Origin of the sequence: Pseudoalteromonas sp. A22 (genome assembly GCF_018141345.1) — a bacterium.
GTDB classification, from domain to species: domain Bacteria; phylum Pseudomonadota; class Gammaproteobacteria; order Enterobacterales; family Alteromonadaceae; genus Pseudoalteromonas; species Pseudoalteromonas maricaloris.
In genome coordinates, this window is record NZ_CP047237.1 from 939,969 (window position 1) to 956,510 (window position 16,542).

At 44.6% G+C, this 16,542-nt stretch carries 19 protein-coding genes; 4 read left to right on the forward strand and 15 right to left on the reverse strand.

Annotated features, from left to right (window positions below; all coding sequences use genetic code 11):
* Position 1: 1 nt before the first annotated feature.
* The 4 genes from acnD to GSF04_RS03750 all read right to left on the reverse strand — a co-directional run bounded on the left by acnD (position 2) and on the right by GSF04_RS03750 (position 5,438).
* Positions 2 to 2,596 carry a Fe/S-dependent 2-methylisocitrate dehydratase AcnD gene (acnD, locus tag GSF04_RS03735; protein ID WP_211856689.1) on the reverse strand — a complete coding sequence of 865 codons (2,595 nt, stop codon included), beginning with the start codon at positions 2,594 to 2,596 and terminating at the stop codon, positions 2 to 4.
* 74 nt (positions 2,597 to 2,670) lie between these two features.
* A complete protein-coding gene (prpC, locus tag GSF04_RS03740; protein WP_211856690.1) occupies positions 2,671 to 3,792 on the reverse strand; it encodes a 2-methylcitrate synthase in 1,122 nt (373 codons plus the stop codon).
* Between the two features lie 78 nt (positions 3,793 to 3,870).
* On the reverse strand, positions 3,871 to 4,749 hold the full coding sequence (prpB, locus tag GSF04_RS03745) for a methylisocitrate lyase (RefSeq protein ID WP_010603812.1): 879 nt from the start codon (positions 4,747 to 4,749) through the stop codon (positions 3,871 to 3,873).
* 14 nt (positions 4,750 to 4,763) lie between these two features.
* Positions 4,764 to 5,438: a GntR family transcriptional regulator gene (locus GSF04_RS03750; RefSeq protein ID WP_010370199.1), complete on the reverse strand. Its 675-nt coding sequence runs from the start codon at positions 5,436 to 5,438 to the stop codon at positions 4,764 to 4,766.
* A 267-nt stretch (positions 5,439 to 5,705) separates the two neighbouring features.
* On the opposite strand from GSF04_RS03750, the gene GSF04_RS03755 reads away from it, so the two are divergent.
* From GSF04_RS03755 to GSF04_RS03765, 3 genes are all read left to right on the forward strand, one after another.
* Positions 5,706 to 6,425, forward strand: a complete 720-nt coding sequence (locus GSF04_RS03755) for a transporter substrate-binding domain-containing protein (RefSeq protein WP_211856691.1) — start codon at positions 5,706 to 5,708, stop codon at positions 6,423 to 6,425.
* 19 nt (positions 6,426 to 6,444) lie between these two features.
* A complete protein-coding gene (locus GSF04_RS03760; RefSeq protein ID WP_211856693.1) occupies positions 6,445 to 7,170 on the forward strand; it encodes a transporter substrate-binding domain-containing protein in 726 nt (241 codons plus the stop codon).
* A gap of 207 nt (positions 7,171 to 7,377) precedes the next feature.
* Positions 7,378 to 7,695 (forward strand): RidA family protein, encoded by a 318-nt coding sequence (locus GSF04_RS03765; RefSeq protein ID WP_349251734.1) that lies wholly within the window; start codon positions 7,378 to 7,380, stop codon positions 7,693 to 7,695.
* A 366-nt stretch (positions 7,696 to 8,061) separates the two neighbouring features.
* Here the strand turns inward: GSF04_RS03765 and GSF04_RS03770 are convergent, their stop codons facing one another.
* Positions 8,062 to 8,403: a zinc ribbon domain-containing protein YjdM gene (locus GSF04_RS03770; protein WP_017217750.1), complete on the reverse strand. Its 342-nt coding sequence runs from the start codon at positions 8,401 to 8,403 to the stop codon at positions 8,062 to 8,064.
* A 178-nt stretch (positions 8,404 to 8,581) separates the two neighbouring features.
* Here GSF04_RS03770 and GSF04_RS03775 point away from each other — a divergent pair, with 178 nt between their 5' ends.
* The gene (locus tag GSF04_RS03775; RefSeq protein ID WP_211856698.1) at positions 8,582 to 9,025 is read left to right on the forward strand and encodes a hypothetical protein; all 444 of its coding nucleotides are present in this window, start codon (positions 8,582 to 8,584) and stop codon (positions 9,023 to 9,025) included.
* A 128-nt stretch (positions 9,026 to 9,153) separates the two neighbouring features.
* Here the strand turns inward: GSF04_RS03775 and GSF04_RS03780 are convergent, their stop codons facing one another.
* The 10 genes from GSF04_RS03780 to GSF04_RS03825 form a co-directional block, all read right to left on the reverse strand.
* Positions 9,154 to 9,363, reverse strand: a complete 210-nt coding sequence (locus GSF04_RS03780; protein WP_010603820.1) for a cold shock domain-containing protein — start codon at positions 9,361 to 9,363, stop codon at positions 9,154 to 9,156.
* Between the two features lie 350 nt (positions 9,364 to 9,713).
* On the reverse strand, positions 9,714 to 10,544 hold the full coding sequence (locus GSF04_RS03785) for an alpha/beta hydrolase (protein WP_102058327.1): 831 nt from the start codon (positions 10,542 to 10,544) through the stop codon (positions 9,714 to 9,716).
* A gap of 113 nt (positions 10,545 to 10,657) precedes the next feature.
* On the reverse strand, positions 10,658 to 11,365 hold the full coding sequence (locus GSF04_RS03790) for a hypothetical protein (protein ID WP_211856700.1): 708 nt from the start codon (positions 11,363 to 11,365) through the stop codon (positions 10,658 to 10,660).
* Positions 11,355 to 12,086 (reverse strand): hypothetical protein, encoded by a 732-nt coding sequence (locus tag GSF04_RS03795; RefSeq protein ID WP_017217753.1) that lies wholly within the window; start codon positions 12,084 to 12,086, stop codon positions 11,355 to 11,357. The genes GSF04_RS03790 and GSF04_RS03795 overlap by 11 nt, the downstream gene beginning before the upstream one ends.
* A complete protein-coding gene (locus tag GSF04_RS03800; protein ID WP_010603824.1) occupies positions 12,076 to 12,435 on the reverse strand; it encodes a cupredoxin domain-containing protein in 360 nt (119 codons plus the stop codon). The genes GSF04_RS03795 and GSF04_RS03800 overlap by 11 nt, the downstream gene beginning before the upstream one ends.
* Positions 12,422 to 13,753, reverse strand: a complete 1,332-nt coding sequence (locus GSF04_RS03805; RefSeq protein ID WP_211856701.1) for an ATP-binding protein — start codon at positions 13,751 to 13,753, stop codon at positions 12,422 to 12,424. The genes GSF04_RS03800 and GSF04_RS03805 overlap by 14 nt, the downstream gene beginning before the upstream one ends.
* On the reverse strand, positions 13,753 to 14,415 hold the full coding sequence (locus tag GSF04_RS03810) for a response regulator (protein WP_130165751.1): 663 nt from the start codon (positions 14,413 to 14,415) through the stop codon (positions 13,753 to 13,755). Before GSF04_RS03810 ends, GSF04_RS03805 begins: the two co-directional genes overlap by 1 nt.
* On the reverse strand, positions 14,412 to 15,068 hold the full coding sequence (locus tag GSF04_RS03815; protein ID WP_045963623.1) for a hypothetical protein: 657 nt from the start codon (positions 15,066 to 15,068) through the stop codon (positions 14,412 to 14,414). Before GSF04_RS03815 ends, GSF04_RS03810 begins: the two co-directional genes overlap by 4 nt.
* Complete coding sequence (locus GSF04_RS03820; RefSeq protein ID WP_211856702.1) at positions 15,065 to 15,856, reverse strand: SDR family oxidoreductase; 792 nt, start codon at positions 15,854 to 15,856, stop codon at positions 15,065 to 15,067. Before GSF04_RS03820 ends, GSF04_RS03815 begins: the two co-directional genes overlap by 4 nt.
* Positions 15,856 to 16,539 carry an iron-containing redox enzyme family protein gene (locus GSF04_RS03825; protein ID WP_039496368.1) on the reverse strand — a complete coding sequence of 228 codons (684 nt, stop codon included), beginning with the start codon at positions 16,537 to 16,539 and terminating at the stop codon, positions 15,856 to 15,858. Before GSF04_RS03825 ends, GSF04_RS03820 begins: the two co-directional genes overlap by 1 nt.
* Positions 16,540 to 16,542: the final 3 nt, after the last annotated feature.

The window sequence follows — 16,542 nt, forward strand, 5'->3', positions numbered from 1 at the left end:
GTTATACGCCTTCCGCTTCGAGGAAGTCTTGAGCAAAGCGTTGTAACACGCCACCTGCAGAGTAAATAGACACTTCTTCAAAGGTATCTAATCGACAAGTCACAGGCACCTCTACACGCTCACCACTTTGACGGTTAATCACGAGAGTTAATGTAGCACCTGGTGCTGGTTCACCCTCAACGTCATAGGTTTCTGTACCGTCAAGTTCAAGCGTTTTACGGGTCGTGCCCGCTTTAAACTCAAGCGGTAGTACACCCATACCGATTAAGTTAGTACGGTGAATACGCTCAAAGCCTTCCGCTGCGATAACTTCAACTCCAGCTAAACGCACACCTTTTGCAGCCCAGTCACGAGACGAACCTTGGCCGTAATCTGCGCCAGCAACGATGATCAGCGGCTGTTTACGCTCCATGTAGGTTTCGATGGCTTCCCACATTCTGGTGACTTTGCCCTCGGGCTCAACACGCGCCAGTGACCCTTGTACTACTTCACCGTTTTCTACCACCATTTCGTTTAACAGTTTGGGGTTGGCGAATGTCGCACGCTGCGCCGTTAAGTGATCACCTCGGTGTGTCGCGTATGAGTTAAAATCTTCCTCTGGTAAGCCCATTTTGGCCAGATATTCACCCGCCGCACTGCTTGCTAAAATCGCATTCGATGGCGATAAATGGTCAGTCGTGATGTTGTCGCCTAAAATCGCTAATGGACGCATGCCTTTCATGGTACGCTCGCTCGCGAGTGCCCCTTCCCAATAAGGAGGGCGACGAATATAGGTACTCATTGGACGCCACTGATAAAGAGGGTCGTTGTCTTCACCATAGTCTACAGTGAGGTCAAACATTGGCTCATAAACGGCGCGGAATTGCTCTGGTTTAACACTTTCTTTGATCACCGCATCGATTTCTTCATCGCTTGGCCAGATATCTTTAAGCGTGACCGGATTGCCTTCTTGATCGCGACCTAAGACACCATTTTCAATATCAAAGCGCACGGTGCCTGCAATTGCATAAGCCACAACCAACGGTGGTGAAGCTAAGAAGGCTTGTTTCGCGTAAGGGTGAATTCGACCGTCAAAGTTACGGTTACCCGATAACACTGCCGTTGAATATAAATCGCGGTCAATCACTTCTTGTTGAATTTTCGGATCAAGTGCGCCACTCATGCCATTACAAGTCGTACAAGCAAAGGCAACAACACCAAAACCGAGCTGCTCAAGCTCAGGTAGGAGCTTTGCCTCTTCCATATAAGAACGTACCGCTTTTGACCCCGGTGCAAAAGACGTTTTCACCCAAGGTTTACGAGCAAGGCCTAATTTATTGGCATTACGTGCCAGCAAGCCTGCGGCAACTACGTTACGTGGGTTACTGGTATTAGTACAGCTGGTGATAGCAGCGATGATCACCGCGCCATCTGGCATCAAGCCATCTTTTGGCGCTTCAATCTCTTTAACAATACCTTGATTAGCAAGGTCGTTAGTTGCAACGCGGCGATGCGGATTTGAAGGACCTGCAATATTACGCGTCACCGTTGACAAATCGAACTTAAGTACACGCTCGTACTGCACGTTTTCTAGGGAATCAGCCCAAAGCCCTGTTAGCTTAGCGTATTTTTCCACCAACTTGATTTGCTCGTCATCACGGCCTGTGAGCTTCAAATAATCAATGGTTTGCTCATCGATGTAGAACATGGCTGCGGTTGCGCCATACTCTGGTGTCATGTTTGAAATTGTCGCACGGTCACCTAAATTAAGGTCTTGCGTACCTTCACCAAAGAACTCTAAGTAGCTAGAAACGACGCGCTCTTTACGCAAAAACTCAGTGATCGCCAGTACGATATCTGTTGCGGTGATCCCCGGTTGGCGCTTGCCAATGATTTCAACCCCAACAATATCCGGCAATCGCATGTAGGAAGCACGGCCAAGCATCACGCTTTCTGCTTCAAGGCCACCCACACCAACGGCAATAACACCAAGTGCATCAACGTGTGGCGTGTGGCTGTCGGTGCCAACAAGCGTATCAGGGAAGGCAACACCGTCGCGCGCTTGAATAACTGGCGACATTTTTTCTAAGTTGATTTGGTGCAAAATACCGTTGCCTGGCGGGATCACATCAACGTTTTTAAATGCCGTTTTGGTCCAGTTGATAAAGTGAAAACGGTCGTCATTTCGACGGTCTTCAATCGCGCGGTTTTTCTCAAATGCATCTTCTTCATAACCGGCATGCTCTACAGCCAAGCTGTGATCCACAATCAGTTGAGTCGGTACGACTGGGTTGACTTTAGCCGGATCGCCGCCTTTTTCAGCGATAGCATCACGCAAACCCGCAAGGTCGACTAGTGCAGTTTGACCCAAAATATCATGGCAAACCACACGAGCAGGAAACCACGGAAAGTCCAAATCGCGACGACGCTCGATAATTTGTTCAAGATAATCATTGAGTTTTTCAGGCTCAGCGCGGCGTACTAAGTTTTCAGCAAGGACGCGTGAGGTATAAGGTAAAGTCTCGTAGCTACCTGGTTTGATGGCTTCTACCGCTTCTTTTGTATCGTAATAGCAAAGCTCAGAATCAGGTAAACGTTTACGGAATTGAGTATTCATAGCAACTTCCAACAATCAGTGACGGAGAACAGGCGGCCATGGCGACCGCCAGAATAGATTCGAACAGTGTTCGATTAACGCTCAGAAATGGTAGGAACTGGACGTAGCTCCTCGCCGGTGTATTCCGCCGATGGACGAATGATACGGTTATCTGCGCGCTGCTCCATAACGTGTGCAGCCCAACCTGTTAAGCGTGACATAACAAAGATTGGTGTGAACAATTTAGTCGGGATCTTCATGAAGTTATAAGCTGATGCATGGAAGAAATCGGCATTACAGAATAGTTTTTTCTCGCGCCACATGACTTCTTCACAGCGTACAGATACAGGGTAAAGTACTGTATCACCCACATCTGCTGCTAGCTTCTCAGACCAACGTTTTATGATTTCGTTACGAGGGTCACATTCTGAATAGATAGCGTGACCAAAGCCCATGATCTTCTCTTTACGCTCAAGCATACCCATCATTTCTTGCTCTGCGTGATCCGCAGATTCAAAGCGCTCAATCATTTCCATTGCCGCTTCGTTTGCGCCACCGTGAAGTGGGCCACGTAGAGAACCAATCGCACCAGTAATACAAGAGTGCATATCAGAAAGCGTTGAGGCACAAACACGGGCTGTAAAGGTCGACGCGTTAAACTCATGCTCTGCATAAAGGATAAGTGATACATGCATCACACGCTCATGTAGCTCACTTGGTTTTTCGCCGTGCAATAAGTGTAAGAAATGTGCACCGATTGAGTCGTCATCCGTCTCCACATCGATACGAACGCCATCATGGCTAAAGCGATACCAGTAACAAATAATGCTTGGGAAACTTGCTAGCATGCGATCGGTTACTTTACCTTGCTCATCAAAGCTTGCTTCACCTTCAAGATTGCCAAGCATTGAACAACCCGTGCGTAATACGTCCATTGGGTGTGCATCAGCAGGAATACGTTCTAATACTTCTTTTAACGCCTGCGGCAAACCGCGCATTGCTTTTAGCTCGCTTTTATAAGCGTCCAGTTCAGCTTGATTTGGTAAGTTACCTTTAAGGATAAGGTGAGCAACCTCTTCAAACTGACAACTTTCAGCTAGTTCCTTTACATCGTAACCACGATAAGTCAAACCTGAGCCCGACTTACCTACCGTTGATAGTGCTGTTTTTCCTGCTACTTGACCACGAAGGCCCGCGCCACTTAGTACTTTAGCCATATTATTATCTCCTGAATTTTTTACCTGCTGGGTATTAATATTTTGTGCTGCTGAGCAACCCTGAACAGCTTTAATTTTTTACTTATTTTTACCTTCGGCGAATAATGCATCAAGCTTTTGCTCATAATCGTGATAGCCAAGGTAATCATACAGATCCATACGGGTTTGCATGGTATCGAGTACCGCTTTCTGGTCTCCATTTTCTAAAATAGACTGATACACCAGCTCCGCCGCTTTGTTCATCGCTCTGAACGCACTCAATGGGTAAAGCACCATATCTACGCCCCACTCACCCAGCTCAGCTTTGTTCCAAAGTTCTGTCTTACCAAACTCAGTGATATTCGCTAGGATGGGCACATCAAGTGCTTCGCTGAATGCACGATAGTGTTCTTCAGTTTGTACTGCTTCTGCAAAAATGCCATCAGCGCCTGCCGCCACATAGGCTTTCGCACGCTCAATTGCCGCTTCTAGCCCTTCTTGTGCAAACGAATCTGTTCTTGCCATAATGAAGAAGTCAGGATCGGTGCGCGCATCAACTGCTGCTTTAATACGGTCAACCATTTCTTCGGTTGACACGATTTCTTTATTTGGGCGGTGGCCACAGCGTTTTTGCGCTACTTGATCTTCCATATGTACCGCGGCTGCACCTGCTTTTTCCATATCTCGGATGGTTTTTGCAATATTGAATGCGCCACCCCATCCAGTATCAATGTCGACCATTAAAGGTAGATCACAAGCCGAGGTAATGCGACTTACATCTGCAATTACATCATTTAGAGATGTCATTCCTAAGTCAGGTAAACCATAAGATGCATTAGCAACGCCACCACCAGAAAGATAGATAGCTTGATGACCGATTTTCTTTGCCATCATCGCGCTATATGCGTTGATAGTACCGACGATTTGAAGCGGTTTGTTGGCTTTTAATGCTTCACGAAATTTTTTTCCTGCGCTCATGATGATGCTCTCTCTTAAAAGTGTGATTGATTGCTTGCTAACTTGGTTGCGATATTATTTTTAGAATATTGAATATGTCGACGCATCAGTATTTCTGCCAGTTCTGGGTCGCGGTTACTGATCGCACGAACGATATGTTTATGCTCGTCAAATGCCGTGGTGACGCGGGGACCGGCCATCCCTAACTGCACACGATACATACGTACCAAGTGGTACAGTCCATTGACTAGCATAGAGATAAGACTCGCATTTTTACTGCCAAGAATAATGCGGTAATGAAAATCGAGATCGCCCGCTTCTTGATAATAAGAATGTTGGTTTTTGACTTCATCGAATTGACTCGACAACAAACCTTCTAGGTCTTGAATTTCAGTGTCAGTCATGTGCTGCGCAGCAAGCCTTGCCGCCATACCTTCTAGTGCTTCACGGATCTGATAAAGCTCCATTAACCCTTCCGGTGTGAGAGTAACAACGCGCGCCCCGACATTGGCTTTACGTTCAACTAAGTGACATGACTCCAAGCGATTAATTGCCTCGCGAACAACCGCTCTGCTGACTTCATACTTTGTCGACAATTCCATTTCACTGAGCTTAGAACCTGCCGTTATTTCACCTTCTACAATTTCCTTTCGCATACGAAAGAATGCTTTATCAGAAGAAGTAACCGCTTGCTCGTCAAAAAAGCTCATCATTAGTTAGCCAGTCTTAGTAATTTAAGTTGTAGACAATATAGTGCTGGTTGACGCGCACGTCAACCAGCCCCGCTGTAAATTGTCGACAATTTTCAATATAAGCAGTATTCACCATATTTATAGTTTGTGACAAATAATCAGTCTCATGTATTTATCTCGATACGGTATCAGGAAAGGAGTAATTGCATCGCTTAAAAATCATGCATATTATGAAGATACCTTTACTTTAGCCTGAAGATTACGATGCGGTGTTTTCAAATAGTAATGCTTTCCCTGCTGCTAATAACCGGCTTAGCACAGGCGAACACCTATACCGTACTGGTCTATCACGGTGCAAATCCTCCTTACTATTTTGAAGAGCAAGGAAAACCCAAAGGTATTTTTGTCGACATTTTTCAAGAGTTGGCAAAACTGACTTCACACCAATTTGAGTTTATGCCGCTCTCTGTCGCCAGAGGACAGCGCTATTTCGACCAAGGAAAAATAGATATTGAACCTGGGATCAATAAAGCGTGGCGGGCCGAAGCAGACGTCCCAGGGATTTACAGCATCGACTATGCCTTCTCAACCGAAGTACTGCTTGGGTATCAATCTCGCTGTGTGGGCAAGCATAGGCCCGAGCAGTTTTATGGCGCATTAGTCGGCAAAGTAAGAGGATATCGTTACGATAATTTTGAAGCGCACTTGGGTGAAGACAAGATAGTTGTTTATGAAAATGTATCGGAGAAAGAACTGCTAGCACAGCTTGAACATGAGCGTTTAGACTACATCATGATTGGTTCGGTGACAGCTGACTACTATATTTCACAACAACCAAAGTATCGCAAATTTCAGTCTTGCTATGAAATCAGCCGATTACCTGTACATATGCGCTTGCAGCCTCATTTAACTGAGTTACAAACGGAAATAAATATCGCCTTGCGACGAATGGTTAATGACGGAAAAATAAAATCCATCTATGCTAAATATAGATTAACGCATTAACGTGTGGAGTTTTTTGGTAATGACGAATGCTGTTGTTGGACGTCTACTACTGTTTATTTTGCTGATTAGCCCGTTGCCCTTATGGGCGAAATTACAGATTGTTACGGAACTTTCTCCACCCAATCAAACCATAGAAAATCACCAAGTTGCAGGCTCAAGTACCGATCTGGTCAAAGCGATTTTAAAAGCGGCGGAACTCGAGGGACAGTTTTCTATTTACCCTTGGGCTAGAGCTTTTAAATTAGCGCAGCATGACAAACATACCTTGATTTATAGCATCGCAAAGACCCCCGCGAGAGAAGACAGCTTTCATTGGATTGGTCCTGTTGCTGTGTTTCATTTAGGGTTTGTTACCAATCGCTATCGTGAGGACATAAAAATTCAATCACTTGAGGATGCTAAACAATACAAAATAGCAGTTCAGCGTGGTGATATCGCCGAAGGCACACTTAAAGCACTAGGGTTTAACTTTGTTCAAACCAGCGACATCGAAAAGTCATATGAATTGCTCGTTGCAAATCGCGTTGATTTAGTGATTGATGATCCGCGTTATATCAAAACCATGGCCACGGAACTTAACCTTCCAGCCGACCACTTTACCTTTTTATACGATGTGGAAGCACTCTCGGTAAAAGGTTACCTTGCAACGAACAACCAGTTACCAGCCGACATTGTCGAACGATTACGTATTGCGTTTGCGAAAGTAAGTAAAACAGAAAGTTATCGTAAGGTATTGGAACTCTAGCTAAACCCAATTGCTTTAATTCAAAATTCTCCCATGTATCTTGGTTTGTATGGGTAGTACTTAACCGCCACTGCTTTTCATAAAAACCAGTACCAAGCATGTAGCTCATCTTATTAAAAAAAGATAACATTTCAGCCTATACCTACCGATTACAGTAACAATTAGAAAGGAAAAACAGTGATTGAACGAATTGACACCAAACAACGAATGAGCCGTATTGTAAAACATAATGGTACTATTTATTTATGTGGCCAAGTGTGTAAAGACGCAGAACAAGGAATTAAGGAACAAACCGAAACCATGCTTGAGAAAGTTGATGAGCTACTTATTCAAGCAGGCAGCGACCGCAAACACATTCTTTCTGCGACAATTTATATTAAAGACATGAAGTATTTTGTAGAAATGAACGAAGTGTGGGATGCTTGGGTGCCTGAAGGTTTTGCACCAGCTCGCGCTTGTGTAGAAGCGAGCATGGCCCGTGATGCATTGCTTGTTGAGATTTCGGTGGTCGCTGCAGAAATCTAGTCGAAAAAAATATAAGCCTAGTTTAGACAAGGCTGACTGTTAATCTGTCAGATTTGGTTTTTAGATATTGATCAAATTTGACAGCCGTATTTGACGCAGCAGTGTCAGGTGGTAATGATACCACCTAAAGTAGTGTCCAGATTTATTGAACCACAACACTATGCCCCTTTATTACATCGTTTACACACCGTAAAACTATGCTCGCTATGTTCCAAAGTCAAAATAGTGATGGGTGTCCCCGTTGCTCCGTCATTATCTATGGCTTCTCTGCTTTGCGTGTATGTGACTCCAGTGACCTTATGAGCGCTAACTTTCGCGGAGGTCAATGGCGTTTCAAAACTCCATAACCTCTGAACACTTATCCACTTAAGTATTTGCTTTTTTGACAAATTTCGCCGTAACCATCATTTCACCCACGCCATCAACCTTACAGTCAAGCTCATGGTCTTTTTTATCTAGCACACGTCTTACCAAAGCCTTAGTACCAATCTTAATGACTTGTGAGCTGCCTTTAATCTTAAGATCTTTAATCACAGTGACTTTATCGCCATCCGCTAATAGTGTGCCATTGGCATCTTTTACTTGAATGTCGTCCTCGGTAGCAGTCGCGTTTGGATCCCATTCGTAAGCACATTCAGGGCATATTAGCTGACTTTGATCTTGATAAACATATTCAGAATTGCACTTGGGGCAAGCAGGTAAAGACATAATTAACCGTATCACTTTTAAGACTGTGTATCATGGGCATATGATACTGTAAAAGTGAGTAGGGCGTCCTCTATATTCTTCTTTAACTCGCTATTGAATTAAGAATGGCCACCCAAAATGGTACGGCACGACAATTGCTTAGTTATTAATCTGCATTTCATCATATAAAGGATTACCTATGCTTGTTAGTCAAACCCAAAGGGTTGGATCACCAACAATTTATAGCGGCCATAGCCCGCATCAACCAAAAGAGGCTGAAGCAGTACAGAAAGACACCCAAGTTTCCATTAGCCAAACCGCAAACTGTGCCGAACATAATTGGCAAACTATTGCCTCTAACTACAACGTTCACAACATTTCAGCTGCGGAAGTACGGGCTATGTCCCGAGAACTATTCGAAGGAGGATTTATTGATTCAGGCCAAATGATGGCTATCGGCGCGCCAATATCAATAACTGAAAATCCTCACGAAAAAATCAATTTACTTGGTGATATGAAGCGTACATTTGAAATCTCAGCAGCTAGCGGCGGGCTCAATAAAACATCGCGAGAGATTTATGCTTCGGCGATCAATACGCTTGAACATCTCGCCAAGACACACAGAAATACAATGCTAATTTGAGGGGTTAATCTGTCTAGCCGCGCTATACAAGCTTGTTCATTATTCACTCAACCCGAGGGAGCAAATAGCAAAATTTTAGGCACAAAAAAAGCAAGCCTTAGCTTGCTTTTTCTTCATCAATTAAGCGATTAAAGCTTAACGATGTTCTCAGCTTGAGGACCTTTCTGGCCGTCAGTAACTGTGAATTCTACTCTCTCGCCTTCAGCAAGTGTACGGAAACCGTCACCTTTGATTGCGCTGAAGTGTGCGAACACGTCAGGGCCATTTTCTTGAGCGATGAAACCAAAACCTTTAGACTCGTTAAACCACTTAACGGTACCTGTAAGAGTGTTAGACATAATACTAATCCTGATATAAAAACAAAAACCAATGCTGCGCATTGATGAGCTATGCCCATGTGGGCGCATAGACCTAAATTTGTAGAGTGGATAAAACTTCAGGACGGTACTACTACAAGCAAACACTTATACAACAACGTAATGGAGATTTTAAAACACTGACTCAAATTCTGTCTATGAACATCATATAGGGATTCCGCCCTAAGTCAATGTATTTTTAATCATCAATATGACTTGCTAATGACAAATATCAATATTTTTTCACGGCTTTTTCAACACCCTATTTTTTAAACACATTATTCCCCTAACCCTATGCAAATAATAGAGATTGCAATAAAATATTCATAAAGCTAGAGAGGCTTTTTTGACTCTAATTCCCGAATTAATTGCACCACTTGCTCGACAACCACTTGCGGGGCATTCATAGGTACCGTGTGGTCACTCCCCTTGGCTATAATTAGCTCAGAATCACAATGTGATGCCAACGCTTCTTGTCCTTCTCGCCATGCTTTAACATCGCGCTGAGTTGGATCAAATGGTCTTTGGGCAACGATAACACGACACGGTATATGATCAGGTGCTTGATGCGCCCGAACACTTGCAACGGTTTCACTTAGCGCTTGAGTTTCCCGGCGCAGAGCTTCACCGAAGGTATTTTCTGGCAGAGTACTCAAGGGTTTTAGTAGCTTATCCTGCGCTAAGGCATGGGTTTTATCGATGAAGTAAACGGTCACAGGGTCAACATATAACAAGCCTGCAACTTGATCTGGATAATAGGTGATGTAGTTTTGCATTACATAGTATGCGTATGAATGACCGACATAAATAAATGGCGGCCGAATATCAAGCGTTCTCAACACTTCACGAAGATTACGATTATCCGTATCAATACTATAAGCTCTGCGGCTAAGCTCGCTTTTGCCATAACCTTCACGGTTATAGGCCACCAATGCATTGGGTACTTGCTGCGCGAGACCCATCATTACTGGTGTCCAATAAATGGCAGGCGCTGCAGAGCCACTTTCAAAAACAACGGCAGGTTCATTGCCCGCAACATGATAAACCTGCAAAGATACTTTGTTCGCAACCACGATGTGCTCTTGAATATCGCGTTCAAGTGCAATCTGTGCATAAGCACTATTAACGAACAACAACCCCAATAAAGTTAGCGTGCGATACATATCGTTTCCTTGATATCTATAGTTCGACTCTAAAGTTAGCAGCTAGATGCACCATAAGCTAATGACATTTTTGCTGCATCTCCCCCTTTATTTAAACAAAGTAAAAGCGGCGCTTAAAACTCAAATTCCAATGCGAGTCTAAAGCTATGATCTTTGCCGGATTGGCTGATCTCCGAAATAAAACCCGCTTCCCATTTCAGCTGTTTTTGACCTTCGAATCGATGCAATCCGATAAACCCCGGACCAACACCAAAAAAGTCTTCTCCGACATAGACTTCAATTGCAGGCTGAAAAGCACTATACAAGCGGTAGCGCAGTTGCGCTCTAAACTCAGATTCCCATTCATCCTCAATGTCCTTACCCCACTCCCTCACCAAAAATGCATTCATGGTAAGGCTCGTGCGGCCAAATTCCTTCTCAAATAAAAACCCTGCGGTTGCTTCATAGGCATCGAATTTATGGCGTTTTTCAAGCTCGAACAACATGCCTATATCCGCCCAGTAGCGCCCTTGCTCTACAAATTGCCACCGCGACTCTAGCTCGTAAGCTGCCAAGTCAAAATTGCCCTCATCGTCACGCTCACCTATTGCGTAACCTTCGATGGTCATTGTCTCGGTGAGGCTCCAACCAAGTCCTAAACGCTGTGCCAACACATTCCCTTGCTCGGTTTGGCGAGATAGTAGTCGCCACTCCAACTCACGTTCAAGCGGTAAAACGTATGGATGATAAACTTTGTCCACCACCATACCATCCGCCTTTGCACTAAACGCCACAATCCAAAAAAAACTCACCAGCAGCGCGAGTAAAACATTATTTCGCATGCGCTGTTCTCCAATATGTACATCCCAAGAACGTAATCAACGCGCCTCCAAACCCTGCAAGCGTCGCAGCATTTGGTGTTGCCTCATACCCCACTAATACTCTCAGCACTCGACCAACAACACTGTGTTCGTCCACAATCTGTCGCAAGTCTATTTCAAGTCTGGCGGCACTAATTAAGTCCACTTGAAGCGCCAAGTCCAATGCAATCGACACCTTACTCGCACCGTGTAAAGCCAATAACAACAGCAACAACCAAGGTAAGTGCTTACTCTTCAGCCAATCAAGGAAAAAGAAGAGTAGAATAGAAAAGCTCAAACAGATCCCCACACCAAGCGAGGTGCCAATAGCGAGGGTTTGACCATCCGCTGGCTTTGAATAAGAGAACGCAAAGCTTGCCAAATGGTGCAAGTACAATACCACGGCTAGTCCAAAGGCCAAGGCTGCAAGTGCCGTATGTCCGGTGCGTTTTGTTGCAATCATTAAGCAAAATAAACTGAGTAGCAGTCCTATTTGCAATAACTCGAACCCGCGATAATCAAAACTCGAGGCTATTTCTCCACCCAAAAACCATATGCCAAAACAGCCGACTAGCCCCGCACTCAACGCGATGAGTGTCGTTTTAAGTGGTAAAGCAGCATTGGTACATTGTGCTAATAGTACCCAAAGTACAGTTACTGGTAATAATTGGTTCACGCTCACCACCACCGCATTAAGAAGCATTGTTTGGCTCCTTCACGATAACGATACCTTGTGCTGTATTTGGTGAAAATTCACCAAAAAAACTATATTCACCGGGTGCTAGCGGGCCGATATAAATCACACTTTTACGGTTCGGAAAAAGCACTTTTTCACGATTAAGATCAAAACTGTCAAACTCTTCAACTTGAGGGTCTTGATTTTCGATGATGAGCTTTACTTTACGATTTGCAGGAACCTCAACTTGTGCAGGTGTAAACAAATGATTTTTAAGAATAATGGTATAACTTTCTTCCGCCCACAAGGCGAAACTACAGGTCGCCAAAGGCAAACCAAGCGCGAAAGACAGCGAAGAGACCTTAGTCCTTAGCATCCAGCCCCCTCGGTAAATTTACACAAACTCTAAGCCCACCTAAATGACTGCGAGCAAAAGAGATATCTGCATGATAAATTGCAATTATATGATTGACTATCGCCATTCCTAAACCAGCCCCTTTTTCCCCTGAAGGGTGTTTATCTCCACCAACGCGATAAAATCTGTCAAAAATTCGCTCTATTTCCGCATCCGACATACCACAACCCGAATCATCGATTTGCCACACAATCCGCTGCGCATGCTGCTGAATTTTTACTTCTATGTCACCTTCAATTGGCGTGTATTTAATCGCATTACCAATTAGATTAGAAAATAGTGTGGTTAATGTGAACTCGCAGCCCTCTATGGTCGATTCTGACGCTTCTAAACTGATATTTTGTGATTTTTGTTCAATTCTCGGGTAACAGTTAGCAATCAGGTCTTGAGTTAATGCCACTAAGTCTAGCTGCGCAAATTGCTTATGCCACAGTTCTGGCTCTGTACGCGCTAGCGTCAGCATTTGCTCAACCACATGGTTTAGCTGCTCAAGCCCTTTTGACATAGCAATGGCACTGGGATGCTTAGTATCGTGCGTTAAATTATGCAGGTGAATTTTTAAGCTTGCGATCGGCGTTTTTAACTCATGAGCGGCATCGGAAGCAAAATAACGCTCTTTGAGATACGCGACTTCAACCTTTTGAAAGAGGTCATTTAGCGTCGCGATAACGATTGCCACTTCTGCTTTGTCGCTTTGCACTGCCAGCTGTGTAAAGTCTTTGGGGTTACGTCGTCTAAGCTCTTTAGAAAGATCTCGTAAAGGCTTTAACGCCGTATAAATAATCCATGCAATAAACACCGCAAGAAACGGCATAATCACCACCAATGGCGTCATTGCTGAGACAATCATGCCTTCAGCAAGTGCAAAACGCTTTTGTACCGGCTCTGCTACCAGTATTTGCCTTTCGCCAAACGCTTCACTGAAAGTTCTGAGTCTAGTCGCCCCCACATTTTGAGTGCTAAACCCAGCATGATATTTAAGCTTGTTCTTGTACTTAGCAAGTAGCTCACTACCCGCAACAACTTGATTGTGTTCAAGCACTAAAAAGTAAAATGCGTTGTTACCCGCACCACTGGGCAAGGTAGTCGCAGTAACTTGAGTATTAACGAGTGTTGCGATGGACTCTAAATGGCTGTCTAATTGTGCTTGTGCCATCGCCATGCTGGAGTGATAACCCCGTAGTAGCGCCATGGATGCAGTCAGCACCAAAGCTGACACTAAAATTAGGGTCAACTTTCTCGTTATTGAAGCACCTCCAAGCGAGCTTTTCGTGCCCACTAAGCCCCCTTGCCAACCACATAGCCAATGCCACGCAGCGTTTTGATAAATCCATCGGGCATTTTCTTGCGGAGGTGGTGAATATGTACCTCAATAGCGTTAGAGCCTAAAGCTTCTCCCCAATCATAGAGCTTAGATTCTAACTGAGTTTTAGACAGCACACGGCCGCTATTTTCCATCAGCGCCTTGAGTAGCATATATTCTTTACGAGGTAATTCTTGAGCGCTACCACTTACAAGCACCTCGTGACTGGCAAGATCTAACACGACATCGTTGCAACTCAACGTGCTGCTCACTTGTTTGGTGAAGCGTCGACCAATTACCCGCAAACGCGCAAACAGTTCTTTTGGCTCAAACGGCTTAGCCAAATAGTCATCAGCCCCTAAATCCAGCCCTGCAATTTTATCATCAAGACTATTTCTCGCGGTTAGAATGAGCACAGCGGTTTGCGATTTGTTTTTTTTCAGCGCCTTGAGTACCGCCAAACCATCTCCGTCGGGTAGACCAAGGTCAAGCACCACCAGCTCAAATTCACCAGATTCAACAAAACTGATTGCTTGTCTTTGCGTCGGCGCATGCTCGATGGCATACCCTTCTTTTTTGAGTGATGCGATGAGCCCCTGTGCCAGTAGCTCATCGTCTTCTACAAGTAATAGCCTCATTTATTCCTTCTTTTTAGCTTTTTTTCGACTTTCGCCAGTAGCTGTGCCACTTCTTCTTGACGGTATTCATCGGCTTTTTCTCTACCCGGACGACTTGGCGCATTCTGCGCTTTTTTCAAGTGTGCAAGCGCGGCACTATAATCACGTTCGTCATATAAAAACTGTGCATAGAAATAGTTTACATCAATTCCTGCCGGATTGATCGCTAATGATTCTTGGAACAGCTTTTTCGCCTTTTTATCGCTGCCAAACCCAATTGGCCAGCCTGGGACCTGAGCATAGAGCGTGCCTAAACTCGTTAATGCAGAACCAGACAGTGCGTTTTTATCAAGTTCAATGGCTTTTTCGAATGAAGCTTTCGCATCTTTGGCAAGACCAAGCGCCCCCAAGCCACCTTTCGCTCCTGCAAAGCTCGACTGCACAATACCTCGCCAGATGTAAGCTTCAGCGCGATCTGGATATTGTTCAACAAATGCCACGCACTGCTTAACCAATTCTTCAAATGCTTTTTCTTGGGCATCGCCCTCGGTTTCATAATTTACCATTGCCCATTTAGTTTGGACTTGGCTAAGATCATCGTCAAATGCTGCCCAAGCACCTTGACTGAATACCAGTAATGTTGCTGAAGCTAACAAGGTTTTTAGTGCGTTCATCGTAATGACTCCTTAGTGGAAAAAATGGTTTGGATGGTTTTCACTTTTTTGATTAATGCGTTATCAACAAGCTCTGGTAACAAGCCATTAAGTCTCGCAAAAAATCTTTCAGGAAAACCAATGGCAGCACGTTTGGTGTTGCTATGGAGCAATTTCATAAAGGCTTGTGCGACGACTTCTGGCGAGTCCATCTGATTGCCTAGTGCATGGTTTACAGCTGTCGCGCGATCGTCATTCATTTCTGTTGTGGTTGCGCGTGGCGCGAGATATTTAACCGCAACTTGGTTATCGAGTTCCCGCGTCAGTGCCTCTGTAAAACCACGCAAACCGAACTTGCTTGCGCAATAACTGCTTTGATATGGAAAGCCGATAGAACCAAACGCCGAACCTAGGTTAACTATGGTGCCATGACTGGAAATCAGCTGTGGTAAACAGGCTTGACTAACTAGCATGGGCGCCAATAAATTCGTCTCCATCTGCTTTTTTAAGTCAGTTGGTAAAATTTCAGCAAACCCAGCCATGGTGTTAATGCCCGCGTTGTTGACGAGTAAGTCAACCCCACCCATAGTCGCCGCTTTTCTCGCGATTTGTGTCGCAGCGTCCTCAGCGGTGATATCCAAAGCAAGATAATCGTGTTCTCCGGATAACCCCGCTATCACCTGCTTTAATTTTTCGCTGTCCCGACCAATCAGCAAACAACGCCAATTATGCATGGCCAACTGTTTACTAATGGCTCGGCCGATCCCCCGAGAGGCCCCAGTGATAACGGCAAGTTTTGTTGCTTTCATCAGCCTACCTCCGCAAATTCAACACCTGCAGGCACCGCTTCAATGTTGCGGAATATGTCGCCATACAAGCGATAAAACTGTTTAGCGCTGTGAATAATGATCGCTTGCTCTTTTTCACAGCTGATCTTGTTCATCAGCCCTGCAAAAAAGTCAATATGCTCAACATCTAACGCGCCATGAGATGTTAAATAAGAAAATGCGCTACGAGGCAGACCAAGTTTATTCGCAATTTGACGAGCTGCATCATCGGCAAGTGCGATGGAAGTGCCCTCAAGCACATTAACCATGCCAAAAAAGCTCAATGGATGTTTACGAGCGATACTGTCGTACGCATAAGACACCATCATTTCAGTTGCGAAGCTTGGCATGCTATGACGTATTACCTCTTTATCCACACCACAGGCGGCAATATCATTAAGGATCCACTCTTGGTGTCCCATTTCTTCTTCGATGTAATGCCCTATTGCTTCTCGCAACCATTCTTTACTGTCATCAAGCCTTGCGCCACACGCCATAAGGAGTGGTACTGTGTGCTTTACGTGATGAAACGCCTGCTGTAAAAATGAAACGTATTGGCCTTTGGTGATCTGACCATGAAAAACATCATGAATAATGGGTGCGCTTAGTAGATATTGGCGCGCTTGTTCCGTTTCTGATTGTAGGGTTTGGTAAAAGTTGCTCATTGT